Annotated in this window: 25 protein-coding genes; 8 read left to right on the forward strand and 17 right to left on the reverse strand. The window is 63.7% G+C overall.

Annotated features, from left to right (window positions below):
* Nucleotides 1–111: 111 nt before the first annotated feature.
* Complete coding sequence (gene purU, locus ABNP31_RS21300; protein ID WP_023662871.1) at nucleotides 112–963, reverse strand: formyltetrahydrofolate deformylase; 852 nt, start codon at nucleotides 961–963, stop codon at nucleotides 112–114.
* A 284-nt stretch (nucleotides 964–1,247) separates the two neighbouring features.
* Here purU and mvaT point away from each other — a divergent pair, with 284 nt between their 5' ends.
* Complete coding sequence (gene mvaT, locus ABNP31_RS21305) at nucleotides 1,248–1,625, forward strand: histone-like nucleoid-structuring protein MvaT (protein ID WP_003259590.1); 378 nt, start codon at nucleotides 1,248–1,250, stop codon at nucleotides 1,623–1,625.
* An 85-nt stretch (nucleotides 1,626–1,710) separates the two neighbouring features.
* Here the strand turns inward: mvaT and sbcB are convergent, their stop codons facing one another.
* The 3 genes from sbcB to ABNP31_RS21320 all read right to left on the reverse strand — a co-directional run bounded on the left by sbcB (nucleotide 1,711) and on the right by ABNP31_RS21320 (nucleotide 4,089).
* Nucleotides 1,711–3,144: an exodeoxyribonuclease I gene (gene sbcB, locus ABNP31_RS21310; protein ID WP_085664392.1), complete on the reverse strand. Its 1,434-nt coding sequence runs from the start codon at nucleotides 3,142–3,144 to the stop codon at nucleotides 1,711–1,713.
* 75 nt (nucleotides 3,145–3,219) lie between these two features.
* On the reverse strand, nucleotides 3,220–3,579 hold the full coding sequence (locus ABNP31_RS21315) for a PilZ domain-containing protein (protein ID WP_025340502.1): 360 nt from the start codon (nucleotides 3,577–3,579) through the stop codon (nucleotides 3,220–3,222).
* Between the two features lie 123 nt (nucleotides 3,580–3,702).
* Complete coding sequence (locus tag ABNP31_RS21320) at nucleotides 3,703–4,089, reverse strand: hypothetical protein (protein WP_084785259.1); 387 nt, start codon at nucleotides 4,087–4,089, stop codon at nucleotides 3,703–3,705.
* A 179-nt stretch (nucleotides 4,090–4,268) separates the two neighbouring features.
* On the opposite strand from ABNP31_RS21320, the gene pyk reads away from it, so the two are divergent.
* The gene (gene pyk / locus ABNP31_RS21325) at nucleotides 4,269–5,723 is read left to right on the forward strand and encodes a pyruvate kinase (protein ID WP_013974057.1); all 1,455 of its coding nucleotides are present in this window, start codon (nucleotides 4,269–4,271) and stop codon (nucleotides 5,721–5,723) included.
* Between the two features lie 138 nt (nucleotides 5,724–5,861).
* Here the strand turns inward: pyk and ABNP31_RS21330 are convergent, their stop codons facing one another.
* Nucleotides 5,862–6,782 carry an iron-sulfur-binding ferredoxin reductase gene (locus tag ABNP31_RS21330; protein ID WP_137162350.1) on the reverse strand — a complete coding sequence of 307 codons (921 nt, stop codon included), beginning with the start codon at nucleotides 6,780–6,782 and terminating at the stop codon, nucleotides 5,862–5,864.
* A gap of 369 nt (nucleotides 6,783–7,151) precedes the next feature.
* On the opposite strand from ABNP31_RS21330, the gene ABNP31_RS21335 reads away from it, so the two are divergent.
* A complete protein-coding gene (locus ABNP31_RS21335) occupies nucleotides 7,152–8,675 on the forward strand; it encodes a fumarate hydratase (RefSeq protein ID WP_025340505.1) in 1,524 nt (507 codons plus the stop codon).
* Nucleotides 8,676–8,794: 119 nt separating this feature from the next.
* Here the strand turns inward: ABNP31_RS21335 and ABNP31_RS21340 are convergent, their stop codons facing one another.
* Nucleotides 8,795–9,667 (reverse strand): carbon-nitrogen hydrolase family protein, encoded by an 873-nt coding sequence (locus ABNP31_RS21340; protein ID WP_350012738.1) that lies wholly within the window; start codon nucleotides 9,665–9,667, stop codon nucleotides 8,795–8,797.
* Nucleotides 9,664–10,254: a GNAT family N-acetyltransferase gene (locus ABNP31_RS21345; protein WP_085664395.1), complete on the reverse strand. Its 591-nt coding sequence runs from the start codon at nucleotides 10,252–10,254 to the stop codon at nucleotides 9,664–9,666. Before ABNP31_RS21345 ends, ABNP31_RS21340 begins: the two co-directional genes overlap by 4 nt.
* A gap of 115 nt (nucleotides 10,255–10,369) precedes the next feature.
* On the opposite strand from ABNP31_RS21345, the gene ABNP31_RS21350 reads away from it, so the two are divergent.
* Nucleotides 10,370–10,768 carry a nuclear transport factor 2 family protein gene (locus ABNP31_RS21350; RefSeq protein ID WP_025340507.1) on the forward strand — a complete coding sequence of 133 codons (399 nt, stop codon included), beginning with the start codon at nucleotides 10,370–10,372 and terminating at the stop codon, nucleotides 10,766–10,768.
* Between the two features lie 83 nt (nucleotides 10,769–10,851).
* Here the strand turns inward: ABNP31_RS21350 and ABNP31_RS21355 are convergent.
* The 7 genes from ABNP31_RS21355 to ABNP31_RS21385 all read right to left on the reverse strand — a co-directional run bounded on the left by ABNP31_RS21355 (nucleotide 10,852) and on the right by ABNP31_RS21385 (nucleotide 17,164).
* Nucleotides 10,852–12,203, reverse strand: a protein-coding gene (locus ABNP31_RS21355; RefSeq protein WP_371915777.1) for an IS3 family transposase whose coding sequence is annotated in 2 segments (ribosomal slippage) — nucleotides 10,852–11,732 and nucleotides 11,732–12,203 — 1,353 coding nt in all. Because the reading frame shifts where the segments join, the coding sequence is not laid out codon by codon here.
* Nucleotides 12,204–12,318: 115 nt separating this feature from the next.
* Nucleotides 12,319–12,897 carry a DJ-1/PfpI family protein gene (locus ABNP31_RS21360; RefSeq protein WP_085601223.1) on the reverse strand — a complete coding sequence of 193 codons (579 nt, stop codon included), beginning with the start codon at nucleotides 12,895–12,897 and terminating at the stop codon, nucleotides 12,319–12,321.
* Between the two features lie 51 nt (nucleotides 12,898–12,948).
* Entirely contained in the window at nucleotides 12,949–14,106 is a 1,158-nt protein-coding gene (locus ABNP31_RS21365; protein WP_085664396.1) for a phospholipase D-like domain-containing protein, read from the reverse strand.
* A 1-nt stretch (nucleotide 14,107) separates the two neighbouring features.
* Complete coding sequence (locus tag ABNP31_RS21370) at nucleotides 14,108–14,689, reverse strand: YceI family protein (protein ID WP_025340510.1); 582 nt, start codon at nucleotides 14,687–14,689, stop codon at nucleotides 14,108–14,110.
* Nucleotides 14,690–14,733: 44 nt separating this feature from the next.
* Nucleotides 14,734–15,030, reverse strand: a complete 297-nt coding sequence (locus tag ABNP31_RS21375) for an amidase (protein WP_238066895.1) — start codon at nucleotides 15,028–15,030, stop codon at nucleotides 14,734–14,736.
* Nucleotides 15,027–16,109, reverse strand: a complete 1,083-nt coding sequence (locus ABNP31_RS21380) for a serine hydrolase domain-containing protein (RefSeq protein ID WP_350012739.1) — start codon at nucleotides 16,107–16,109, stop codon at nucleotides 15,027–15,029. The genes ABNP31_RS21375 and ABNP31_RS21380 overlap by 4 nt, the downstream gene beginning before the upstream one ends.
* Nucleotides 16,110–16,276: 167 nt before the next feature.
* On the reverse strand, nucleotides 16,277–17,164 hold the full coding sequence (locus ABNP31_RS21385) for an acyl-CoA dehydrogenase (RefSeq protein ID WP_350012740.1): 888 nt from the start codon (nucleotides 17,162–17,164) through the stop codon (nucleotides 16,277–16,279).
* Between the two features lie 160 nt (nucleotides 17,165–17,324).
* On the opposite strand from ABNP31_RS21385, the gene olsB reads away from it, so the two are divergent.
* Both olsB and ABNP31_RS21395 read left to right on the forward strand, forming a co-directional pair.
* Complete coding sequence (olsB, locus tag ABNP31_RS21390; RefSeq protein ID WP_015271672.1) at nucleotides 17,325–18,080, forward strand: L-ornithine N(alpha)-acyltransferase; 756 nt, start codon at nucleotides 17,325–17,327, stop codon at nucleotides 18,078–18,080.
* On the forward strand, nucleotides 18,080–18,868 hold the full coding sequence (locus ABNP31_RS21395) for a lysophospholipid acyltransferase family protein (RefSeq protein ID WP_350012741.1): 789 nt from the start codon (nucleotides 18,080–18,082) through the stop codon (nucleotides 18,866–18,868). The genes olsB and ABNP31_RS21395 overlap by 1 nt, the downstream gene beginning before the upstream one ends.
* Before the next feature lie 122 nt (nucleotides 18,869–18,990).
* On the opposite strand, the gene ABNP31_RS21400 is transcribed toward ABNP31_RS21395, so the two are convergent.
* Entirely contained in the window at nucleotides 18,991–19,575 is a 585-nt protein-coding gene (locus ABNP31_RS21400; protein ID WP_350012742.1) for an ACP phosphodiesterase, read from the reverse strand.
* Between the two features lie 150 nt (nucleotides 19,576–19,725).
* On the opposite strand from ABNP31_RS21400, the gene ABNP31_RS21405 reads away from it, so the two are divergent.
* Together ABNP31_RS21405 and ABNP31_RS21410 are read left to right on the forward strand one after the other, a co-directional pair.
* Nucleotides 19,726–20,028 (forward strand): ArsR/SmtB family transcription factor, encoded by a 303-nt coding sequence (locus ABNP31_RS21405; RefSeq protein WP_003258229.1) that lies wholly within the window; start codon nucleotides 19,726–19,728, stop codon nucleotides 20,026–20,028.
* Nucleotides 20,029–20,045: 17 nt separating this feature from the next.
* The gene (locus tag ABNP31_RS21410; protein ID WP_013974072.1) at nucleotides 20,046–21,095 is read left to right on the forward strand and encodes an alkene reductase; all 1,050 of its coding nucleotides are present in this window, start codon (nucleotides 20,046–20,048) and stop codon (nucleotides 21,093–21,095) included.
* 123 nt (nucleotides 21,096–21,218) lie between these two features.
* Here ABNP31_RS21410 and ABNP31_RS21415 read toward each other — a convergent pair whose 3' ends face one another.
* On the reverse strand, nucleotides 21,219–22,088 hold the full coding sequence (locus ABNP31_RS21415; RefSeq protein WP_085664401.1) for an ATPase: 870 nt from the start codon (nucleotides 22,086–22,088) through the stop codon (nucleotides 21,219–21,221).
* 87 nt (nucleotides 22,089–22,175) lie between these two features.
* On the reverse strand, nucleotides 22,176–23,171 hold the full coding sequence (locus tag ABNP31_RS21420) for an NAD-dependent epimerase/dehydratase family protein (protein ID WP_087500401.1): 996 nt from the start codon (nucleotides 23,169–23,171) through the stop codon (nucleotides 22,176–22,178).
* Nucleotides 23,172–23,183: the final 12 nt, after the last annotated feature.

The following is a 23,183-nucleotide window of genomic DNA, read 5'->3' on the forward strand; positions in this document are numbered from 1 at the left end:
TCCTACAGGAGTTACGCGACGCAGTGCCGGTACGCGATCCCTTGTAGGAGCGGCCTTGTGTCGCGATGGGCTGCAAAGCAGCCCCAGAACCTCACAGGCAACCAGTCTGTATCAGTCAAACACCACAGTCTTGTTGCCATGCACCAGCACCCGGTCCTCCAGGTGATAACGCAGGCCACGGGCCAGCACCATCTTCTCCACATCACGGCCAAAGCGGACCATGTCATCGATGCTGTCGGCATGGCTGACACGCACCACGTCCTGCTCGATGATCGGGCCGGCGTCCAGCTCTTCGGTGACGTAGTGGCAGGTCGCGCCGATCAGCTTCACACCACGCAGGGCGGCCTGGTGATACGGCTTGGCGCCGACGAACGACGGCAGGAAGCTGTGGTGGATGTTGATCACCTTTTCAGCATAGTCCTGGCACAGTTGCGGCGGCAGGATCTGCATGTAGCGGGCCAGCACCACCACGTCGGCGGCGTGCTCCTGCACCAGGCGCGACACTTCGGCAAAGGCCGGGGCCTTGTCCTTGGGGTCGACCGGTACATGGAAGAACGGAATACCGTGCCACTCGACCATGCTGCGCAGGTCGTTGTGGTTGGAGATCACGCAAGGGATCTCGCAGTCCAGCTCATCGGTGTGCCAGCGGTGCAGCAGGTCGGCCAGGCAGTGCGACTCGCGGCTGGCCATCAGCACCACGCGCTTTTTCTGCGCCGAGTCGGTAATGCGCCAGGTCATGGAGAACTCTTCGGCGATCGGCGCAAACGCCTCGCGGAAGGCTTCGATACCGAATGGCAGCGATTCGGCGCGGATTTCATGGCGCATGAAGAACCAACCGCTCTGCTCATCGGAGTGGTGGCTGGCTTCGTTGATCCAGCCATTGTACAAGGCCAGGAAATTACTGACTTTCGCCACGATGCCAACACGGTCGGGGCAGGCGATCACCAGACGATAGGTGCGCATGAATGAGACTCCAGAACTTCGCAAAGGCGCTCATTCTAGCGGCCCGCCAGGAAAAACGCAGTATTGATCGCAGCGGCCGTGGCCTGTGTTCCTGACGAGATGCACTGCCGGCATTCTCTGACAGACATGACGAAATGCAGGGTTAATTGTAAATTTTTGTTCACGTAGAGAATTGGTTGTCACAGCTTAGTTAACAGTTAATTGCCCAACAATATGTTTACTTGCGAGTATTGCCTGTCTATTATTGCCCCACACATTTCTGAACACGCATTAAGGAACACTCCATGTCCCTGATCAACGAGTACCGCGCTACCGAAGAAGCCATCAAGGAACTTCAGGCCCGCCTGGCCAACCTGTCGCAGGATGACAAGCTGAAGAAAGAACTGGAGTTCGAAGGCAAACTGCGCACACTGATGGGCGAGTACTCCAAGTCGCTGCGCGACGTGATTGCCCTGCTCGACCCAGAGTCGAAACTGAGCAAGGCACCTCGTGGTGCGGTCAAGACTACCGCCACCAAGCGTGCACGCAAGGTCAAGCAATACAAGAACCCGCACAACAATGAAGTGATCGAAACCAAAGGCGGCAACCACAAGACCCTGAAAGAATGGAAAGCCAAGTGGGGTGGCGATGTGGTTGAAAGCTGGGCGACCCTGCTGGACTGATTGTCCGCACACGCCTGCTGCTTATCGCAACAAGAACGCCGGCATATTGCCGGCGTTTTTGTTTGTCCGCGTTTTGTGTCAGCGCTCAGCCAATTGCAAACTGTGCCTGCAATTGCCGGGCATGTACCTGCCACGCGTCCAGCACGCGCCGCCCCGCCTCGTCGGCGCCCTCCCAGGCCTGCTGCCGCGCCTGTTCGAAGTCGCCCAGCGTATTCGGCGCACCCCAATGCGGGTCGCTCAGGCGCTGCTGGCAGAAGCTGAACCAGCGTTGCCGCTCTTCGCCGGTCAGGGTCTCGGGGAAGTTGCGCGCCCGATAGCGGAACAACAGTTCAGGCAGGCGCGGGTCATCGAACATCCACTGCCCACGGCCCAACTGCGCCGGTTCCAGTGCACGAACTTGCTCACATAAGCGGCGGTCACGGTCCCCCAGAAAACCGTCATACAACTGTTGTTCCGGGTCTTCACTCGGGGCGAAGTCTTCCTTGCCGTAGATGTGTTCCAGCTTGTCTTGCCATTGCGCCTGTTGCTTGGCCAATTCTTCGCCGCGCAATTGTAACAACGTCAAGTCCAGACCCAACCGTTGTTGATCAGCCGGGCGCAATACCGAAAGTGGCGCCAGTACCGGGCAGCGATTGATCTGCACCAATTTGAGCGGCACGGGTAATTCGCCTTCGGCCAGTTCTTCATGGCGGGTATACAAACGCTGGCGTAGAACTTCAGCACTTTCCCGTAGTAACGGTAGGGTTTCCTGATGCAGGTCGCACACAATCAGTGCATTGCGATTACGCGGGTGCCAGGCCAGTGGCAATACGACACCAAGGTAATTGCGTGCCGCCGAGAAGCGCCCGGATATATGCACCAGTGGCTGCAACAAATGGATCTGCTCCATCACTTTATGCTTGCTGCGCAACTGGAACAGCCAGTCATACAACTTGGGCTGTTTCTGCCGGATCAGGCGGGCCAGGGCGATGGTTGCCCGCACATCGGAAAGCGCTTCGTGGGCATGCCCATGGTCGATGCCATTGGCCTTGCTCAGCAGCTCCAGGCGCAGGCTGGTGCGCCCATCCTGCTGCGGCCACTCGATGCCGTCCGGGCGCAATGCATAGGCCGTGCGTACGATGTCGATCAGGTCCCAGCGGCTGTTGCCACCCTGCCACTCTCGGGCATAAGGGTCGAAAAAGTTGCGGTACAGGCTGTAGCGGGTCACTTCGTCGTCGAAGCGCAGGGTGTTGTAGCCGGCGCCACAGGTACCAGGGTGCGCCAGCTGCGCATGCACCCGGGTCATGAACTCGGCTTCGCACAGGCCCTGTTCGGCCAGCAGTTGTGGAGTGATGCCGGTCACCAGGCAGGCGGCCGGGTGCGGCAGGATATCGTCGGAGGGCCGGCAATAAAGGCTGATCGGCTCGTCGATTTCGTTGAGGTCGAAGTCGGTGCGCACGCCGGCCACCTGCAGCGGCCGGTCGCAGCGCGGGTTGATGCCGGTGGTTTCGTAGTCGTGCCAGAAAATGCTGGAGGTCACGGGGTCGTCCTGTATCGAGGTCGACCCGATTCTAGCGCGATTCTGGCGCGACTCCAGCGAGCCTGGGCCCGAGGCTCAGGCAGAGGCGTTGGCGGGGCGGAAACTGAAATAGTCGCGCAACGAGCGGACGAATTCGTCGTACTCGCGGGGCGCCTGCAGCAGCATGAAGCCCGAATCGTAGTGCCCGGGTGTCTGGTCTTCACGGCACCACAGGCAGCTGGCGGTAAGGTTGACGAACTGATGCCCGCCACCAACCAGCGGCAGGCGTAATTGCAGATCGTAGTCGGGCCCGACCAGCACAGGTAGCTGGCTTATCAGCATCAGCCCGTCTTCGGAGGCGTTGCCCAGCTGGCCGATGGCCTGGCCGGTAATGCGGTTGAACACCTTGAGAACACAAGGCAGCTGATGGCGTTCGATGTGGCGCTTGTTGAACATGATCGCAAGTGCAGTCCGTATCCGATGCCAGGAATACGTGGAACTGGCGGTTGTTGTAACAGCTGAGTTACAGATTAGCGCAGCACGCGCGGCAAATCCCGTGAAATAAATCACACCTTGGTGTTAACGCCAAGGTGCGGCGCTCACCGGGTTTGCCACGGCGGCTTCGGCGCCGCGCAAATGGCCGAGTTTCTCCAGGGTCTGCAGGCGTGCCTGGGCACGATAGGCGTATTCATTGCCCGGGTACTGCTGGATCAGGTACTGGTAGGTCTGCGCCGCATCCACGTACAAGGCCTGGCGCTCCAGGCACTGGCCGCGCAGCAGCGACACCTCGGGGTGGATGAACGGTCGCGCACGGCTGGTGCGGTCGACCTGCGACAGCTCGAGCATGACCCGTGCGCAATCGCCACGGTCGTAGGCGCGGTAGGCATTGTTCAGGTGGTGGTCCATGGACCAGCGGGTGCAGCCGACGGCGCTGGCCGCCAGGGCTAAAACGATCAGGGCTCGCATGGGGGTCTCCTTTGATGCCAGTGTATCGGCCTTTGCCGGCAAATCTTCACACCCTTTTGCAAGGATACCCTGCCCGTTCAAATGCCACCCTGCCTTGGTCGCAGGTAGTGCAACGGAACAATGACTACAGCGAGATTCAGGAGTAGCCTTTCGCTGCGCTTCACTATAGGAGTCTGTGCATGAGCATCCGCCGTACCAAAATCGTCGCCACCCTTGGCCCCGCCAGCAACTCGCCGGAAGTGATCGAACAGCTGATCCTCGCCGGCCTGGACGTGGCACGCCTGAACTTCTCCCACGGCACTCCGGACGAGCACAAGGCCCGCGCGCGCCTGATCCGTGACATCGCCGCCAAGAACGGCCGCCATGTTGCACTGCTGGGCGACCTGCAGGGTCCGAAGATCCGCATCGCCAAGTTCGCCAACAAGCGCATCGAATTGAAGATCGGTGACAAGTTCACCTTCTCCACCGCCCACCCGCTGACCGAAGGCAACCAGGACATCGTCGGTATCGACTACCCCGACCTGGTCAAGGACTGCGGCGTTGGTGACGAGTTGCTGCTCGACGATGGCCGCGTGGTGATGCGCGTCGAGACCGCCACCGCAGATGCCCTGCACTGCGTGGTGATCATCGGTGGCCCGCTGTCGGACCACAAAGGCATCAACCGTAAAGGTGGCGGCCTGACCGCACCGGCCCTGACCGAGAAAGACAAGGCCGACATCAAGCTGGCTGCGGAAATGGACCTGGACTACCTGGCCGTGTCCTTCCCGCGTGACGCCAGCGACATGGAGTACGCACGCAAGCTGCGTGACGAAGCCGGCGGCAGCGCCTGGCTGGTGGCCAAGATCGAACGCGCCGAAGCGGTGGCCGACGACGAAACCCTCGACAAGCTGATCCTCGCCTCCGACGCCGTCATGGTCGCCCGTGGCGACCTGGGCGTGGAAATCGGCGACGCCGAGCTGATCGCCATCCAGAAGAAGATCATCCAGCACGCCCGCCGCAACAACAAGGCGGTGATCGTGGCGACCCAGATGATGGAGTCGATGATCCAGAACCCGATGCCGACCCGTGCCGAAGTGTCCGACGTGGCCAACGCCGTGCTGGACAACACCGACGCGGTGATGCTGTCGGCCGAGAGTGCCGCCGGTGCCTACCCGATCGAAGCCGTCCAGGCCATGGCCCGCATCTGCCTGGGTGCCGAAAAGCACCCGACCAGCCAGAAGTCCAGCCACCGCCTGCACACCACCTTCGAGCGCTGCGACGAGAGCATCGCGCTGGCGGCCATGTACACCGCCAACCACTTCCCGGGCGTGAAGGCGATCATCGCCCTGACCGAGAGTGGCTACACCCCGTTGATCATGTCGCGCCTGCGTTCGCACGTGCCGATCTTCGCCCTGTCGCCGCACCGCGCTACCCAGGCCCGTGCCAACATGTTCCGCGGCGTGTACCCGATCGCCTTCGACCCGGCCTCGCTGCCGGCCGACAAGGTGAGCCAGGCAGCGGTCGACGAACTGCTCAAGCGTGGCCTGGTGGAGCAAGGTGACTGGGTAATCCTGACCAAGGGTGACAGCTACCACACCATCGGTGGCACCAATGGCATGAAGATCCTGCATGTCGGTGATCCGCTGGTCGGTTGATCTGCTTCAGAGGGGGCCGCTCTGCGGCCCAATCGCCGGCAAGCCAGCTCCCACAGGTACCGCGCAGGCCCAGGTCTGATGCAATCCTGTGGGAGCTGGCTTGCCGGCGATGAGGCCAGCCCAGGCTACACAAATGCCTCAGGCATGCTCGACAAACACATCGGCAAAGACCTGCCCCCGCGGCACCCCGGCAATGAACAGCCGCCGGGCAAACCGCTCGACACTCCCCGGCGCCCCGCACACCAGCGCCACCGTCTGCCGCGATGACGGCCGCAACCCGGCCAACGCCTCATCCAGCTGCTCTGCCAGTACCAACTCGACATTCACATCCGCCATCTCCCGCAACGGCTCGGCCAGATAATGCCCAACGCCCTCGCGCGCCACATGCATGACCCTGATTTCCCCTTGGTGCCCCTGCCGCAGAGCCTCGCGCAAGATGCCCCACAACGGCGCCAGCCCGGTCCCCGCCGCCAGCAACCACAGCGGCCGCTGCTGCCAGTCCGGGTCGTAATGCAAGGCCCCCCCCCTTAGCTCGCCCAGGCGCAGCACATCACCCAGCTGCAAGCCACGGGCCTTGTCACAAAAGGCGCCGGGGTGCTGGCAGTCGATATGAAACTCGAGGAAATCATCTTCGCCCGGAAGGCTGGCCAAGGAGTAAGGCCGCGCCACCGCGCCATTCCACAGCACCACATGCTGCCCCGCCTGGTAACGCATTGCCCGTTCGGGCCGCAGCCGCACGCGCAGCACATCGCCGAACCAGTCCAGGGCACAGACCTGCGCAGGCACGCCATCCTGCTGCGGGTCGAACAGCGCCACGCGCAGGTCCTCGACTACCCGGCACTGGCAGGCCAGGCGCCAGCCCTGGGCGTGCTTGTCCTGCGCCAGGGCCTCGGGCATGGCATCCAGCGGTTGCCCGCCCAGGCAGTGCACCAGGCAGGCATGGCAACTGCCGGCACGGCAACTGTAGGGCACATTCAGCCCGGCCTCGTTCAGGGCATCGAGCAGGTTGCTGCCGGTCGGCACCGCCCAGCGGCGCTCGCCCACGCAAAGTTCGGGCATGTTCTGGTTTCTCTTCCCGCTTTGGATTGCTGGGGACGCTTTGCGCCCCTTTCGCGACGCAAGGCCGCTCCCACAAAGGCACGGCGTACACCGGCCCATGTGGGAGCGGCCTTGTGTCGCGAAAGGGCTGCGCAGCAGCCCCAATCGATTTTACGGCCAGCCGCGCAACCCAGCAGCAAAAAGAATGCCTGCCACCTGCCGACCATGGTCCAGACCGGCCGCAGGTGTGCCCGGCACGGATGCGCGCTATACTGCCGCGCCTTTTTCCGTCGGCCTGACCTGCCGGCGCCTTGCAAGGCGCTTCGACACGCTGGTCGGCACCGTCGAGCGCCGTAATGAATGTTCCCGTCTTTAAGAGGAGCGCGCTGCATGACCGTGATCAAGCAAGACGACCTGATTCAGAGCGTCGCCGACGCCCTGCAATTCATCTCGTACTACCACCCCGTCGATTTCATCCAGGCCATGCACGAGGCCTATCTGCGTGAAGAGTCGCCTGCTGCGCGCGATTCCATCGCCCAGATCCTGATCAACTCGCGCATGTGCGCCACCGGCCATCGCCCGATCTGCCAGGATACCGGTATCGTCACCGTGTTCGTGCGCGTGGGCATGGACGTGCGCTGGGACGGCGCCACCCTGAGCGTCGACGACATGATCAACGAAGGTGTGCGTCGCGCCTACAACCTGCCTGAAAACGTCCTGCGCGCTTCGATCCTGGCCGACCCGGCCGGTGCCCGCAAGAACACCAAGGACAACACCCCGGCAGTGATCCACTACTCCATCGTCCCCGGCGACAAGGTCGAGGTCGATGTCGCAGCCAAGGGCGGCGGCTCGGAGAACAAGTCGAAGATGGCCATGCTCAACCCGTCCGACTCGATCGTCGACTGGGTACTGAAGACCGTCCCGACCATGGGCGCTGGCTGGTGCCCGCCTGGCATGCTCGGCATCGGCATCGGCGGTACCGCCGAGAAGGCCGCCGTGATGGCCAAGGAAGTGTTGATGGAGTCCATCGACATCCACGAACTGAAAGCCCGTGGCCCGCAGAACCGCCTGGAAGAAATCCGCCTGGAGCTGTTCGAGAAGGTCAACCAGCTGGGCATTGGCGCCCAGGGCCTGGGTGGCCTGACCACCGTGCTCGACGTCAAGATCATGGACTACCCGACTCACGCCGCTTCGCTGCCGGTGTGCATGATCCCCAACTGCGCCGCCACCCGCCACGCCCACTTCGTGCTCGATGGCTCCGGCCCGGCCGAGCTGGAAGCGCCGTCGCTGGACGCCTATCCGGAAATCGTCTGGGAAGCCGGCCCGAGCGCCCGTCGCGTCAACCTCGACGCCATCACCCCGGAAGAAGTCGCCAGCTGGAAGCCGGGCGAGACCATCCTGCTCAACGGCAAGATGCTGACCGGCCGCGATGCCGCGCACAAGCGCATGGTCGAAATGCTCAACCGTGGCGAAGAGCTGCCGGTGGACCTGAAAGGCCGCTTCATCTACTACGTCGGCCCGGTCGACCCGGTCGGTGACGAAGTGGTAGGCCCAGCCGGCCCGACCACCGCCACCCGCATGGACAAGTTCACCCGCCAGATCCTCGAGCAGACCGGCCTGCTGGGCATGATCGGCAAGTCCGAGCGCGGCCCTGCCGCCATCGAAGCGATCAAGGACAACAAGGCCGTGTACCTGATGGCCGTCGGCGGCGCTGCCTACCTGGTGGCCCAGGCCATCCGCAAGTCGAAGGTCCTGGCCTTCGCCGAGCTGGGCATGGAAGCGATCTACGAGTTCGAGGTCAAGGACATGCCGGTGACCGTCGCCGTGGACAGCAACGGTGAGTCGGTACACATCACTGGCCCTGCCCTGTGGCAGAGCAAGATTGCCCAGAGCCTGGCAGTCGAAGTGAAGTAAGCCTGATGTAACAGTGTCGCCTTCTTCGCGGGTAAACCCGCTCCCACAGGGACAGCGCAAGCCTGGGGCTACGCGCTACCTGTGGGAGCGGGTTCACCCGCGAAGAGGCCGCCCCTGTTCTACACAATTCTTTCGAACTGCTCCGGCCAGTCCCTTCGGGTAAACACCTGCCCTTCCCGCCTCACCCGCCGTACTTCCTCAAGGTCCACCTCACAGACCAGCCACTGACTGGTTGCAGGGCTCGATTCTTCACTCAAGGCCACCACCCCATCCCCCGGCATCCCATGATCCGGCGGCACGAACAGCCCTGCCCGGCCGATATTCTCGTCCAGCGCCGGCGACCAGGGCGCCAGCCCGACCGTAGGGCTCTGCAACACCGCAATCTGGTTCTCCAGCGCCCGCGCCTGGGCACCGATACGCACCCGGTGGTAACCCGCCTCGGTGTCGGTACAGCTCGGCGCCAGGATCAGGTCGGCACCACCCTCGGCCAGACGCCGCGCCAGCATCGGAAATTCGTTGTCGTAGCAGATCAGGATGCCCAGGCGCCCCAGTTCGGTGTCGAACACCTGCAACCCCTGGCCTGCGGCTATATCCCATTGCTCCCGTTCGAAACGGGTCATCATCAGCTTGTCCTGATAACCCAGCACGCCCTTGGGGCCGAACAACCAGGCACGGTTGCGGTAGCGCCCATCGCGGTCCAGCACCGGTATGCTACCCGGTTGCAGGTAGATTCCCCAGCGCCGGGCAAGGCTCTCGCACAAGGCCTTCCAGGGCTCGATCAGCGGCTGGATGCCGACGATGGAGGCCTTCAGGTCACCCCGCTGCTCGGCACTCAGCTGCCCGCTGAGCACCAGCCCGGCGTACTCCGGCAACAGCAGCAGGCGGGCCCCCGCCTCCACCGCTTCGGCACACAGGCCTTGCAGGTGGTCGGCGTAGGCCTCCCAGGTTTCATGCAGCTCGATGGCGTACTGGCAGGCCGCCAGACGGATCATATCGGCAGTTCCTTGAGCCAGAACGACATCAGCTTGTCGGAGCTTTCCTGCTCGTCCAGGTCGCGCCAGGCGTAGCTGGTGCGCAGCGACGGGTCGTGCAGGAAGCCGCGGTTACGCCAGAAGCCATGCAATGGCTTGTAGTCCGCTGGCCGCCGTGGATGCACGCCTGGCCGCTCGACCGCACAGAACGCGCAGTAGTCGAACTCGGCCAGCTTGTGTGCGTAGGACTCGCGCTCGATGAAAAAGCGCACCCCCAGGCCCTGGCCACGGTAGTCGCGCAGTACCACCGATTCACCGAAGTAGTACACGCTGGCCGGGTCGCGCCCCTGGGCCAGGAACGGCTGCTGGAACTCGGGGGCGACATCCACCAGCGGCAGGCCGGTGGAGGCGCCAACGACCTTGCCGTCGTCCAGTGCCAGCACCACCAGGCTGCGCCCGGAGCGGGCATAGGTGGCCAGGTAGTCGGCCTCGTACTCCGGGGTGCCGTCGTAAAGGTAGGGAAACTCGCGGAACACGGTAAGGCGCAGGCGAGCGAGGTCATCGATGTAAGGCGCGATAGCGGCGCCGTGCAACAGGCGTATTTCCATGCTTGGCGGTCGTTTTGTCGATGTGGATGACGCGCTCGGCTAAGCCGGGCTTGAGGGGAAACCCTATCATCCGGAGCAACGACCCGCCTTTTCCCTCCACGACAGGTATTGTTCCATGACCGCTACCGAACTGGTAAATGCTTACTACGCCGCCTTCAATGCTGGCGACATGCCGGCCTTTCTCGCCCTGCTCAGCGAGGATGTGATCCACGACATCAACCAGGGCGAGCGGCAGATGGGCAAGGCCCGGTTTGCAGCGTTCATGGACAAGATGAACCGCTGCTACCGCGAGCGCCTGGCCGATATCGTGGTGATGCAGAACGCCGACGGCAGCCGCGCGGCGGCGGAGTTCACCGTGCATGGGGAATATCTGGCCGATGACGAAGGGTTGCCGGCGGCCAACGGGCAGACCTATGTACTGCCGGCGGGGGCGTTTTTCTATATCCATTGCGGGAAGATTGCCCGGGTGACCAACTACTACAACCTCAATGACTGGGTTGAGCAGGTGGCCTGATTAGAGTGTATTGCCTGTACTGGCCTCTTCGCGGGCACGCCCGCTCCCACAGGGATGGACTGCCCCCGAAAAGTTGGACAGTTTTAGCCCGTGGCCTGAGTCCTGTAGCTGACAGGGCTCAGGCCATTGAGTTTCAGCCTGATGCGGTCATGGTTGTAGTAATGGATGTACTCCTCCAGGCCCGCCTTCAGCTGTTCGACGCTTTCAAAGCGCTTCAGGTAGAAGAACTCTGACTTCAGTGTGCCGAAGAAGCTTTCCATCGCTGCATTATCCAGACAATTACCCTTGCGAGACATGCTCTGCTTCACACCGTGCGCTGCGAGCTTATGGCGGTATTGGGGCTGCTGGTAATGCCATCCCTGGTCTGAGTGGATCACTAGCTTGGGCTTTTCACCCAACCCATCGAGCGCCTTTTCCAGCATGTTCCCGACCAAGCCATAGGTAGGCCGGCAAGCTGTTTCATAGGCGATGATCTCACCGTTGTACAAGTCCATCACGGGCGACAGGTAGAGCTTTTGTTGGGCCACTTTGAACTCAGTGACATCGGTCACCCACTTCTGGTTGGGGCGTTGCGCGACGAAATTACGCTCCAGCAAATTCATTGCCACCTTGCCGACAATGCCGCGATAGGATCGATACTTCTTCGGGCGTACAACGGACTGCAAACCAAGCTCAGCCATCAACCGTTCAATGACCTTCTTGTTGACCAAGGTCCCCTGATTCCTGATGGCAAGGGCAATGCGGCGGTAGCCATACAGCCCTTTCTCCTCGTGATAGACACGCTGCACCAACTCCTTGAGCGAGGCGTGCCTGTCCGGCTTTTGCTGGCACTTGACCTGGTAATAAAAGGTACTGCGTGCCAACCCCACCATCTGCAAGAGGTCGGGCAGCGGATATTTATGTCTGAATTTGCAGACGATCAGGGCTTTTTCGTCCGTGTTCGCTCCTTCTCCTCTCGCAGAGCCTTTAACTCCTTTAGGACATCATTCTCCATGCGCAGATACTCGAGCTCGCTCAACAACTGCTCACGAGATTTCTCTGCGTCATTGGTGTCTGTCGGCTTGATGGGCTTAATTTTCTTCGGCACGGCTGATTTTCTTTGTTTGGCGAGAGTGGCTACAGGACTGCCACTGTAGTGCTGCCGCAGCCAAATGCCTATCTGTGAGGACTGTCCAAGGTCAAAGTGCGCCGCTGTTTGGCGCAGGGACAGGCGATGCTCAAGCATGTACTTGAGCACCCGCCGCTTGAATTCCTCGGTGTAGCGGCGACCATGCGAGCGAGGGCTGAGGCTGGCATCGACTTGGTAGCCAGCAACCCAGCGCCGAAGCAGGCTGAAATCGATGCCAAAGTGTTGTGCCACCTTGCGAAAGCCCCGGCTGCCCTCTAGGTAAGCGGTGATAGCCGTGAGCTTGAACTGCTCTGTGTATTTACCCATAGATCCCCCAAGGGTTGGATTGGTGTCCAACTTCTTGGGGGCAGTCCAGGGATCCCACACGACTTGAGAGCAGTGAGGTACATGTGGGAGCGGGCATGCCCGCGAAGAGGCCCTGTCAGGCAATACGGGTACCAAGCACCTTGAGGAATGCCGCCAGCCACGCCGGATGCGCCGGCCATGCCGGTGCCGTCACCAGGTTGCCGTCCACATGCGCCTGGTCCACCGCGATATCGATGAATGTCCCGCCCGCCAAGCGCACTTCCGGGGCGCACGCCGGGTACGCACTGCATTCGCGCCCTTCCAGCACGCCGGCCGCCGCCAGCAACTGGGCACCATGGCATACCGCCGCGATCGGCTTGCCGGCCTGGTCGAACGCCCGCACCAGCTCCAGCACCCGCTCATCCAGGCGCAGGTACTCCGGTGCACGTCCACCCGGGATCAGCAACGCGTCGTAACCCTCGGCACGCACCCGCACGAAATCGTAGTTCAGGGCAAAGTTGTGCCCCGGTTTTTCGCTGTAGGTCTGTTCGCCCTCGAAATCATGAATCGCGGTACGCACGGTCTGCCCCGCGACCTTTTCCGGGCATACCGCATGCACCGTGTGCCCGACCATGCTCAGCGCCTGGAACGGCACCATGACTTCGTAATCTTCGACGTAGTCGCCGACCAACATGAGAATTTTCTTCGCCGTCATCGCACCCACTCCTTCGATTGCCTTGAGACAGTCACTGCACGATAGCCGGTCTCAGTCGCGACGGTCGAGCAAGTTGACCACCAACCGGTCCAGCCAACCCCACAACCGCTGCTTGAGCCGGCGCCACAGCGGCCGGGCATTCCAGTGGCCCAGGTCGACCACCTCGCTCAAGGCGAAATCACGCTCGAAACTGGCTTGCACGGCAGCCGTCAGCGGCGGGTCGAGTGCCTCGATATTGGCCTCGAGGTTGAAGCGCAGGTTCCAGTGATCGAAGTTGCATGAGCCGATACTGACCCAGTCGTCGATCAGCACCATCTTCAGGTGCAGGAAACACGGCTGGTACTCGTAGATGCGCACCCCGGCGCGCAGCAGACGCGGGTAATAGCGGTGCCCGGCGTAACGTACCGAGGGGTGATCGGTGCGCGGCCCGGTCAGCAGCAGCCGCACATCGACCCCCTTGCCGGCAGCCCGGCGCAGCGACCGGCGCACGCTCCAGGTCGGCAGGAAGTAAGGCGTGGCCAGCCACACTCGCTGCTTGCCGCTGTTGATCGCCCGCACCAGCGAATGCAGGATGTCCTGGTGCTGGCGGGCGTCGGCATAGGCCACCCGGCCCATGCCCTGCCCCTGCGCAGGCACCTTGGGCAGGCGCGGCAGGCCAAAGCCCTCGGCGGGGCGCCAGGCAGTGCGACGGTTGTTGGCGTGCCACTGGCGGTCGAACAGCAACTGCCAGTCGCTTACCACCGGCCCCTGCATCTGCACCATCACCTCGTGCCATTCACTGGTCGCCTCGCCCGGTGTCCAGAACTCGTCGGTGACGCCCGTGCCGCCCACCACTGCCCAGCGCTCGTCCACCAGCAGCAACTTGCGGTGATCGCGGTACAGGTTGCGCAGGCCACGCTTCCAGCGCAGGCGGTTGTACCAGCGCAGGTACACACCTGCGTCCAGCAGGCGCTGACGCAACTGGCTGTTGAAAGCCAGCGAGCCATAGTCGTCGAACAGGCAGCGCACCCGCACGCCACGTCGGGCAGCCTGCTCCAGCGCTTCGACCACCGCATCCGCGCAGTCACCGGCTTCGACCAGGTACAGCTCCAGGTCGACCTGGAACTCGGCGCGCATGATCGCCAGGAGCATGCGCGGAAAAAACTCGGGGCCGTCGATCAGCAGTTCGAACTGATTGCCATCCCGCCAGGGAAAGACCGGCCCCGGCATGTCAGCGGGCGGTGAAGATCAGCACCGCGCTAACCGGCACCGACGGGTTGATGGACTTGAGCCCGGCGAGCTTGCGCAGGCGTTGCAGCCCCGGCAACAGGCCGAAATCCTCGGCGCGCAGCACCAGGGGCTCAAGGGTCACCACCTGGAAGCGTCGCTCGTCCAGGCGGGTGGCCAGCAGCAGGGCGTTGTAGCTGTGCGACTGGCCATGCAGGGTCACGGTCAATGGCAGGCGCAATTCGATCTGGGCACCGTTGGCCAGGTCGTTGATCGGCCGCAGGTCCAGTTGCGCCTGCACCTTGGCTTCGGCAAAGCGCTCGACCTCGAACAGGTCCTCGCGCATGCGTTCATCACGCAGCGGAATACCGCTGCTCACCGAGTCCATCTCGATGCTCAACCCGGCCACACCCTTGCGGTCGACCGTGCCATGCAGCACCAGGAAGCGGTGCACTTCGGCGGTGTTACCGTTCTTGCCGGTAATGAACGAAAGGCGCGAAGACTCGCCATCGAGGTGCCAGTTGGCATGGGCGGGCAGGCAAAAAGCCAGCAACAAGGCGGGCAGCAGGCGGGGCAGCTTGAACATGACAGATCTCGTGAAACCAGGCCGCCAACCTTACCCGCCCGCCTTCACGGCAGCAAGCGGCAGCCCTCGCGCGGGCCTTGCCAGGCGGCCCGATTGCGACGGCCCAGGCCTTCGGCGGTGATCTGCCGCTGTTGGCTGTCTTCCTCCAGCAGGCTCAGCGGCAGCCATTGCTTCACGTAGCCTTGGCAATGCGCCGGCTCGAACCCCATGACGAAGCGGCACGAGCAATATTCCTTGGCCGAGTAGGCCGAAAGGATACCGGGGAAGTCCGCCAAGGCCTGGCGCTCGTGCCAGGCCCAGTACACCAGCCCCAGCAACACCACCAGCAGCACCCGCTTCATGCCCCCTCCCCGGCCAGCGCCGCGAGTATCCGCTTGAGCAGTTCATCGTGCTGGTAGCTGCCGTCGCGGTCATCGGCGTAACGCACGATCACCAGCTTTTGCGCGGGTAGCACGTACAGCGCCTGGCCCCAGTGGCCAAGGGCTGCGTAGGTGTCTGCGGGTGCACTCGGCCAAGGCCGTGCAGCGCCGGCCAGCGGCTGGTTGAGCCACCAGTGGCCACCGGGGTTGGCCTCGCCGGGCAGCGCTTCGGCCGCGGCAAACGGCGTGCGGTTGAAGGCCACCCAGGGCTTGGGCAGCAATTGCCGATCCTGCCAGCGCCCGTCGCGCTGCATCAGCAGGCCGATGCGCGCCAGGTCGCGAGCGCTGAGGTACAGGTAGGACGAACCCACATAGGTACCTGCGCGGTCACGCTCCCATACCGCGCTGTCGATCCCCAACGGAGTGAACAGCGCATGCCAGGGGTAGTCGGGGTACTGACCGGCATCGAGCATGCCGCGCAACGCGGCGGCCAGCAGGTTGCTGTCGCCACTGGAATAGAGAAACCGCTGGCCCGGGCTGGCCACCGCTTCCCGCGCCGCCGCATAGGCCGCCATGTCCTCGCGGCCACGGGTATACAGCATGGCCACCACCGAGGACTTGAGCGGGGCGTATTCGTAGTCTTCCTGCCAGTCCAGGCCGCTGGCCCAATGCAGCAGATCGGCCATGCGCACGCCGGGATGGGCGTGCATGGCCGGGTAGAAGCGGGTGACCGGGTCCTGCAGCTGGAAGCGGCCTTCGCCCTGGGCTACGCCCAATAGCGTGGCGAGTACGCTCTTGCTGATCGACCAGGTCAGGTGGGCGGTGGCGGCGGTGCTGGGGGCGGCGTAGCGTTCGTGGAGGATGCGGCCGTCGCGGATGATCAGCAAGGCGTCGGTGCGGATGCCGCTGCGTTCGGGGGTGGTGTGTGCGGGGAAGGCGTAGGCGTCGACGGCTTGCCAGTCGAGGGGGATGTTGTCGATTGGCCAGTCCGGAGTTGGCCAGACCTCGGCTTTGGCGGTTCCCGTAGCCATGCAAAAAAGCAGCAGCAGACTTTTCAGCATCCCGTTTCAGGCTCGCAATTTTGGGGCTGCTGCGCAGCCCTTTCGCGACACAAGGCCGCTCCCACAGGGAACAGCGCTGCTCTTGCTTTTGTGGGAGCGGCCTTGTGTCGCGAAAGGGCCGCAAAGCGGCCCCAGGATTCATCGGATCACACAAGCCTATCAGGCATTCATGACAATCCCGCAGCAGCCCAAGCCTTGTTCAGCCGCTTCTCCCGCGCCGCCGCCGCCAACGCCATCACCCCCTGGTCACGCTGCCAGATCTGCGCCCACTGCGCCGGCCCCGCCGCCAACGCAGCATCGATCTCCCCTCGCAGCGCCTGGAACTGTGCAAACAATCCCCCCAGCAACAAATGGCAGCCAACGCTATCGGCGCACTGCCGGCTACCTTCGGCACACCCGGCCAGCAGCCCAAGCAGCTGCAGGCGCAGGGCCTGCGGCCAGGCGCACTCCTGCCCCACGCCATACAGCCAGGCCGTCAACGCCGTAAGCACATACAAGTCCTCCAGCGAACGGAACGGCTTCACATAGGCATCCCAACCATCACCGGCCAGCAACTCGCACGCCGCCTGCTCCAGCACCAGTCGCCCATGGCCCACCTCCGGCATCAGCGGCAGGGTCGGCAGCGCTTCCAGCGTCACACCAGGCTCCCCGGGGTAGACCACCGCCAGGTTCAACTGCGGCGCCGCGCCCGTCGCCTCGCAGCGCGCCGCCACCAGCAGCCATTCCGCCTCCAGGCCGGCAGTGACAAAGTCCTTGCTGCCGGTCAGCCGCAAGCCGTCCAGGCGCGTGCGCATCTCCGCCGGCCGCACGCTGCGCCGCTCGGTGGCGCACAGGGCACCGAGGCTCGGTGGAGCACTGGGCCACAGCACGCGCAAGGCGGCCTGGTAGCCGACCAGGAAGGCCAGGCCCGGGGTGGCCATCGCGCGCCCGCCGAGCACCGCCAGTTCGAACGGGGCAACCGGGCCAAGGCGCTCGAGCAGCGCGGCATAGGTTTCGCCCAGGGTGCCCGCCAGCGCTTGGCGAAGCGGGTCGTTGAGTCGTTGCAACCAGGCCATCGGTCGGCTCCTTGCTGAAGGGCTTTCAGTTGAGGCTCAGGGGGTGTCACGCAAGCATCACCAAAGATTCACAGGGGTGACACCCCATCTACCTAGGCTGACTTTGCACAACAAAGCCGACCGGCCGCAACCCTTCATGGCTGGCTTATGGAGACTCGTAATGACTCGGATCGCTCACGCTGGCGACAACAGCACCGAACGCCGTCTGCAAGCCGAACGCCTGGTTGGCGCTGCGGCCCTGCAGGAAGCCCAGGCCCTGCGCTACAAAGTGTTCAGCGCCGAATTCAAGGCCAAGCTCAAAGGAGCCGAGCAAGGCCTGGACATGGACGACTACGACGTGCACTGCCGCCACATTGGCGTACGCGACCTGAGCACTGGCGAGCTGGTTGCCACCACCCGCCTGCTCGACCATCAGGCCGCCAGCAGCCTGGGCCGCTTCTATAGCGAAGAGGAATTCAGCCTGCACGGCCTGTTGCAGCTGCAGGGCCCGATCCTGGAACTGGGCCGCACCTGCGTGGCCCCCGATTACCGCAACGGCGGCACCATCGCCGTGCTCTGGGGCGAACTGGCCGAAGTGCTCAACGAAGGCCGCTACAGCTACCTGATGGGCTGCGCCAGCATCCCCATGCAGGATGGCGGGGTGCAGGCCCACGCGGTAATGCAGCGCCTGCGTGACCGCTACCTGTGCACCGAGCACCTGCGCGCCGAGCCGAAGAACCCGTTGCCCAACCTGGCCCTGCCGAACAACGTCATCGCCGAAATGCCACCGCTGCTCAAGGCGTACATGCGCCTGGGCGCGAAGATCTGCGGCGAGCCGTGCTGGGACGAAGACTTCCAGGTGGCCGACGTGTTCATCCTGCTCAAGCGCGACGAACTGTGCCCACGCTACGCCCGCCACTTCAAGGCAGCGGTCTGATGCCGAAGCTGCGGGTAATGGCCCGCCTGACTCGACTGCTGCTGGTACTGCTGCTGGGCATGCTGATGGCCAGCGTGATCGCCCTGGGCGAACGCCTGGGGTTCAAGACGCCCATCGAGCGCCGCCAGCGCTGGACCTGCCTGTTCATGAAGCGCCTGGTCGCGGCCCTGCCCTTCGATGTGCGGGTGGTCGGCGAGCTGCCGCAGCGGCCGATGCTGTGGGTCAGCAACCACGTGTCCTGGACCGATATCCCCCTGCTCGGCATGCTGCTGCCGCTGTCGTTCCTGTCCAAGGCCGAAGTCCGCCACTGGCCGGTGGCCGGCTGGCTGGCAGAAAAGGCCGGCACCCTGTTCATCCGCCGTGGCGGGGGCGACAGCCAGCGCCTGCGTGAACAGATCGCCGGGCAGTTGGGCCTTGCCCGGCCGCTGCTGATCTTCCCGGAAGGCACCACCACCAGCGGCCGTACCCTGCGCACCTTCCATGGCCGCCTGCTGGCAGGCGCCATCGACCGTGGCGTGGCGGTGCAGCCGGTCGCCATCCAGTACCTGCGCGATGGCCAGATCGACCCGATTGCACCGTTCATTGGTGACGATGACCTGGTGTCGCACCTGATGCGCCTGTTTGCCCTGCCGCGGGGCGAGGTATGCATTCACCTGCTGCAGCCGATCGGCAGCGTGGGCAAGGAGCGAGCGGTGCTGGCGTTGCAGGCGCAGCAGGCGATTCACCTGGCGTTGTTCGGGGTTGAAGACGTTGAGCTGGCGCCACGGCGGCAGGCGCGGGCTGCCTGAATTCTTGCACTGCCAGTACCGGCCTCTTCGCGGGCTTGCCCGCTCCCACAGGGACCGCGCATATCTTGAGAACTGCGCCAACCTGTGGGAGCGGGCAAGCCCGCGAAGAAGCCAGCGCAGGACTAACTGCCAGACAACCGGCCAGCCGCTGCAAACGCCTGCAACTGTGGATAAAACTCCCTGAAGTCCGCCAGCAATGGCTCATACAGCCGCTCCAGCTCCCCCATCACCCCAACCATCCCCTCCGGCCGCGACAAGCGCCGGGCAATACCGTTGAACACCTGCTCCAGCGTGGCAAAGTCGCCATACGCCCCCAGCCAGTCATCCGCCGCCATGAACGGCGCAATCCCCGCCAGCCGCCCCGGCAACTCGGGCTCCGCCAGCAACACCCGATAAAAGTCCCCGGTGAACTGCGCCAGCGGCTGCTCGGTATAATCCCGCCAATGCCGGGCCAGGCAATGGTCGAAAAACACATCCAGAACAATGCCGGCAAAGCGCCGCCGCTCCCGCGGAAAGCGCGCCAGTGCCGCCAGCACCAACGGGTGCTGGTCGGTATAGCTGTCGATATGCCGGTGCAGCCGGATGGCCGCCTCCAGCGCAGGCGGGAAGCGCCCTTCCAGCGAGCCTTTGACGAAGTCGCCATACAGGCTGCCAAGCAGTTGTTGCGGCGCCGGGCCGCCAAGGTGCAGGTGTGCGAGGTAGTTCATGAGCGCAGTCTAGCACCGCCGCCGCCTATATCGTTATAACGCGATATAGCGATTCGTGCTCAGCTCAGAACCTCTTCATATTTGTATATCGGGAATCCACGATTTACATTTCGCCCTATCGCGATATACCGCTACAACGAGCCTCAACCCATGCCTCTCGATCTCGACGAAATCATAAAAGCGCTGGCCCACCCGGTCAGGCGAGAAATCCTCAGCTGGCTGAAGGACCCGGCAACGCAATTCCCCGACCAGTACCACAGCACCGAGAACGGTGTGTGTGCCGGGCAGATCGACCAACGCTGCGGCCTGTCGCAGTCGACCGTCTCCGCCCACCTGGCCACCCTGCAGCGCGCCGGGCTGATCAGCAGCCAGAAGATCGGCCAATGGCACTTCTTCAAACGCAACGAAGCCACTATCCAGGCGTTTCTCGAACAACTGCGCCAAGCACTCTGAACAGGCAGGTAACCGTCATGACCACGCTTTTCGATCCGATCACCCTGGGCGACCTGCAACTGCCCAACCGCATCATCATGGCCCCGCTCACCCGCTGCCGGGCCGACGAAGGCCGCGTGCCCAATGCGCTGATGGCCGAGTACTACGTGCAGCGCGCCAGCGCCGGGCTGATCCTCAGCGAGGCGACCTCGGTCAGTGCCATGGGCGTCGGCTACCCGGATACCCCTGGTATCTGGAACGACGAGCAAGTGCGTGGCTGGAACAATGTGACCAAGGCCGTGCATGCCGCTGGCGGGCGCATTTTCCTGCAGCTGTGGCACGTTGGCCGCATCTCCCACCCCAGCTACCTGAACGGCGAGCTGCCGGTAGCCCCCAGCGCGATCCAGCCCAAGGGCCATGTAAGCCTGGTGCGCCCGCTCAGTGACTACCCCACCCCACGCGCGCTGGAAACCGAAGAAATCATCGACATCGTCGAGGCCTACCGCAGCGGTGCCGAGAATGCCAAGGCTGCCGGTTTCGATGGCGTGGAGATCCACGGTGCCAACGGCTACCTGCTCGACCAGTTCCTGCAGAGCAGCACCAACCAGCGCACCGACCGCTACGGCGGCTCGCTGGAAAACCGTGCGCGGCTGCTGCTGGAAGTGACCGATGCGGCCATCGAGGTGTGGGGCGCAAACCGCGTGGGCGTGCACCTGGCGCCGCGTGCCGATGCCCATGACATGGGCGATGCCGACCGTGCCGAAACCTTTACCTACGTGGCCCGTGAGCTGGGCAAGCGGGGTATTGCCTTCATCTGCTCGCGGGAAAAGGAGGCCGATGACAGTATCGGCCCGCTGATCAAAGAGGCGTTCGGTGGCCCGTACATCGTCAATGAGCGGTTTGACAAGGCCAGTGCCAATGCAGCCCTGGCCAATGGCAAGGCCGACGCCGTGGCGTTTGGCGTGCCGTTCATTGCCAACCCTGACCTGCCGGCGCGGCTGGCGGCGGATGCGCCGTTGAACGAGGCGCGGCCGGAGACTTTCTATGGCAAGGGGCCGGTGGGGTACATCGATTATCCGCGGTTGTAACTGAAATCGCCGGGGCCGCTTTGCGGCCCTTTCGCGACACAAGGCCGCTCCTACAGGGGAACGCGATTTCCTGTAGGAGCGGCCTTGTGTCGCGATAGGAGGGCAAAGCCCTCCCCTACAATGTCACGGCCGGGCATTGATCTGCTGCTGCAGGTTCTGGATCTGGCTCTGCAAGGTATTCAGGTTGCGGGTCGTCTGCGCCCGGAAGGCGTCGAATTCCTGCACCGAAGCACCACTGGACGCCGCCGCGGCCGGGCGGTTGTCGATCTGGCTCTTGAGCACCAGGATGTCCTGCTCCAGGTCCTGGATGGCCGCGCTCGGGTTACCCTGCTTTTTCAGCGCTGCCACCTCGTTGCCCAGGCTCTTGAGCTGCCCGTCCAGCTTGGCGCCATCAGCCTGCGCGGCCTTCAGCGCAGCAACCTGTTCGTTCAGGCCCTTGAACTGCGTATCCAGCTTGCCACCATCGACCTGCCCCGAGCGCAACGCGGCCAGCTCACCATTCACCGCCTTCAGCTGCGCCTGCAACTGGGTTTGCAGCTGGGTCACGACCTTCTGCTGTTCACGGGTATCGGCCAGTACCTGCTCCAGGCGCTTGCCCAGATCGCCGGTCTGCCCGGCCACACCCTTCTGCAACTGGCGCAGCTGCAGCTTCAACGCCTCGCTGTTGGTAGTGGCGCCGGATTCGCTGGCCGCCACCTTGCCGCTGATCGCCTGCAGGCGCCCGGCAGCCTCTTCGCTGATGCGGGCGAAGCTTTCCTGGGTCGCCACCAGTTGCTGCTCCATCAGCGAGATCTGCTGGAAGCTCCACCAGCCAAGGCCCGCCAAGGCGATGAACGAGGCCCCGAGCAATGCCCACAGCGGCGCCGTGCTGGCACCACGAGCGGCTTTCTGGCGGCTGCGCACCACGTGCGCCGGCATCAGTTCGTCATCGTCATGGGTGCCGGCCCGCAGGCTAGGCACGTCATCGTAGTCATCGTGAGCATGGTTACGCATGGATACATTCAACCGCGGTAGTCGCAAAGAGGCACGAGTATAAACCGCCAGCGCGGCGCGTTGATGTCCATTGTCGGCCCGACGGTTTCACTGCCCCGGCGGCTGGTGCTTCCACCAGGCACAGAATTCATCCAGCGCCGTCCACAGGCTGACCTTGGGCTGGTAGTCCAGGTACTGCCGGGCGCGGCTGATATCCAGGGTGAAATCGCGGCTCATCACCTGCATCCCAAGGCGCGAAAGGGTCGGTTGCGGGCGCCCCGGCCACAACATGCAGGCCGCCTCGTTCAGCGCGGCCAGGCTGTAGGCCAGGCCGTAGGAGCGGTACCGGGTAACCTGCGGCAACTGCATCTGGCGCATCACGTAGTTGACCACGTCCCACAGCGGCAGCGGCTGGCCGTTGCTGATGTTATAGGCCTGGCCCAGCGCCCGGTCGTCGGCGAACAGGGCACTGAGCAGCGCTTCGTTGAGGTTGTGCACGCTGGTGAAATCGACTTTGTTCAGGCCGTTGCCGATGATCGCCACACGCCCCTTGCGCTGCATCTGCATCAGCCGCGGGAAAATACTGGCATCGCCGGCGCCGGTGACGAAGCGCGGGCGCAGCGCCAGCACCTCGAGGCCGAACTCCTGGGCACCGAACACTTTCTGCTCGGCCATGTGCTTGGTCTGCCCGTAGTGGTCATGGAAGCGGCGCGGCACCTGGTCTTCCCGGATGTCCAGGCGCGAGCGGCCATTGAAGTAGATCGACGGCGACGACAGGTGTACCAGCCGCCGTACGTGCTCCTTCAAGCAGCCCTCGACCACGTTTTCAGTGACCACCACATTGCCCTGATAGAAGTCCTGGTAGCGCCCCCAGTTGCCCACTGCGCCGGCGCAGTGCACCACCGCCTCGACGCCCTGGCAAAGGCGGCGTGCCAGCTCGGCATCACCCAGGTCGCCGGGGATGAACTGGGCGCCGCGCTTGACCAGGTGCTCGACCCCTTCGGCTCGACGGCCGCTGACCCGCACGTCCAGGCCCTGCTCCAGGGCAAAGCGCGCAAAGCGCCCGCCAATGAAGCCACTCGCGCCGGTGACCAGAATTCGCATGTAAGACTCCGT

The organism is Pseudomonas asiatica, from assembly GCF_040214835.1.
Classification (GTDB): domain Bacteria; phylum Pseudomonadota; class Gammaproteobacteria; order Pseudomonadales; family Pseudomonadaceae; genus Aquipseudomonas; species Aquipseudomonas putida_Z.

Bases quoted from the DNA above. Each gene is read 5' to 3' on its own strand.
- ABNP31_RS21320 (WP_084785259.1), bottom strand. From the start codon at position 4,089: ATGCGAGCCCTGATCGTTTTAGCCCTGGCGGCCAGCGCCGTCGGCTGC.
- ABNP31_RS21405 (WP_003258229.1), top strand. From the start codon at position 19,726: ATGCCTCTCGATCTCGACGAAATCATAAAAGCGCTGGCCCACCCGGTC.
- mvaT (WP_003259590.1), top strand. From the start codon at position 1,248: ATGTCCCTGATCAACGAGTACCGCGCTACCGAAGAAGCCATCAAGGAA.
- pyk (WP_013974057.1), top strand. From the start codon at position 4,269: ATGAGCATCCGCCGTACCAAAATCGTCGCCACCCTTGGCCCCGCCAGC.
- ABNP31_RS21365 (WP_085664396.1), bottom strand. From the start codon at position 14,106: ATGCCGGGGCCGGTCTTTCCCTGGCGGGATGGCAATCAGTTCGAACTG.
- olsB (WP_015271672.1), top strand. From the start codon at position 17,325: ATGACTCGGATCGCTCACGCTGGCGACAACAGCACCGAACGCCGTCTG.
- ABNP31_RS21335 (WP_025340505.1), top strand. From the start codon at position 7,152: ATGACCGTGATCAAGCAAGACGACCTGATTCAGAGCGTCGCCGACGCC.
- ABNP31_RS21395 (WP_350012741.1), top strand. From the start codon at position 18,080: ATGCCGAAGCTGCGGGTAATGGCCCGCCTGACTCGACTGCTGCTGGTA.
- ABNP31_RS21345 (WP_085664395.1), bottom strand. From the start codon at position 10,254: ATGGAAATACGCCTGTTGCACGGCGCCGCTATCGCGCCTTACATCGAT.
- ABNP31_RS21330 (WP_137162350.1), bottom strand. From the start codon at position 6,782: ATGCCCGAACTTTGCGTGGGCGAGCGCCGCTGGGCGGTGCCGACCGGC.
- ABNP31_RS21400 (WP_350012742.1), bottom strand. From the start codon at position 19,575: ATGAACTACCTCGCACACCTGCACCTTGGCGGCCCGGCGCCGCAACAA.
- ABNP31_RS21370 (WP_025340510.1), bottom strand. From the start codon at position 14,689: ATGTTCAAGCTGCCCCGCCTGCTGCCCGCCTTGTTGCTGGCTTTTTGC.
- ABNP31_RS21340 (WP_350012738.1), bottom strand. From the start codon at position 9,667: ATGATCCGTCTGGCGGCCTGCCAGTACGCCATCGAGCTGCATGAAACC.
- purU (WP_023662871.1), bottom strand. From the start codon at position 963: ATGCGCACCTATCGTCTGGTGATCGCCTGCCCCGACCGTGTTGGCATC.
- ABNP31_RS21380 (WP_350012739.1), bottom strand. From the start codon at position 16,109: ATGCTGAAAAGTCTGCTGCTGCTTTTTTGCATGGCTACGGGAACCGCC.
- ABNP31_RS21360 (WP_085601223.1), bottom strand. From the start codon at position 12,897: ATGACGGCGAAGAAAATTCTCATGTTGGTCGGCGACTACGTCGAAGAT.
- ABNP31_RS21385 (WP_350012740.1), bottom strand. From the start codon at position 17,164: ATGGCCTGGTTGCAACGACTCAACGACCCGCTTCGCCAAGCGCTGGCG.
- ABNP31_RS21410 (WP_013974072.1), top strand. From the start codon at position 20,046: ATGACCACGCTTTTCGATCCGATCACCCTGGGCGACCTGCAACTGCCC.
- ABNP31_RS21420 (WP_087500401.1), bottom strand. From the start codon at position 23,171: ATGCGAATTCTGGTCACCGGCGCGAGTGGCTTCATTGGCGGGCGCTTT.
- ABNP31_RS21415 (WP_085664401.1), bottom strand. From the start codon at position 22,088: ATGCGTAACCATGCTCACGATGACTACGATGACGTGCCTAGCCTGCGG.
- ABNP31_RS21350 (WP_025340507.1), top strand. From the start codon at position 10,370: ATGACCGCTACCGAACTGGTAAATGCTTACTACGCCGCCTTCAATGCT.
- ABNP31_RS21315 (WP_025340502.1), bottom strand. From the start codon at position 3,579: ATGTTCAACAAGCGCCACATCGAACGCCATCAGCTGCCTTGTGTTCTC.
- ABNP31_RS21375 (WP_238066895.1), bottom strand. From the start codon at position 15,030: ATGAAGCGGGTGCTGCTGGTGGTGTTGCTGGGGCTGGTGTACTGGGCC.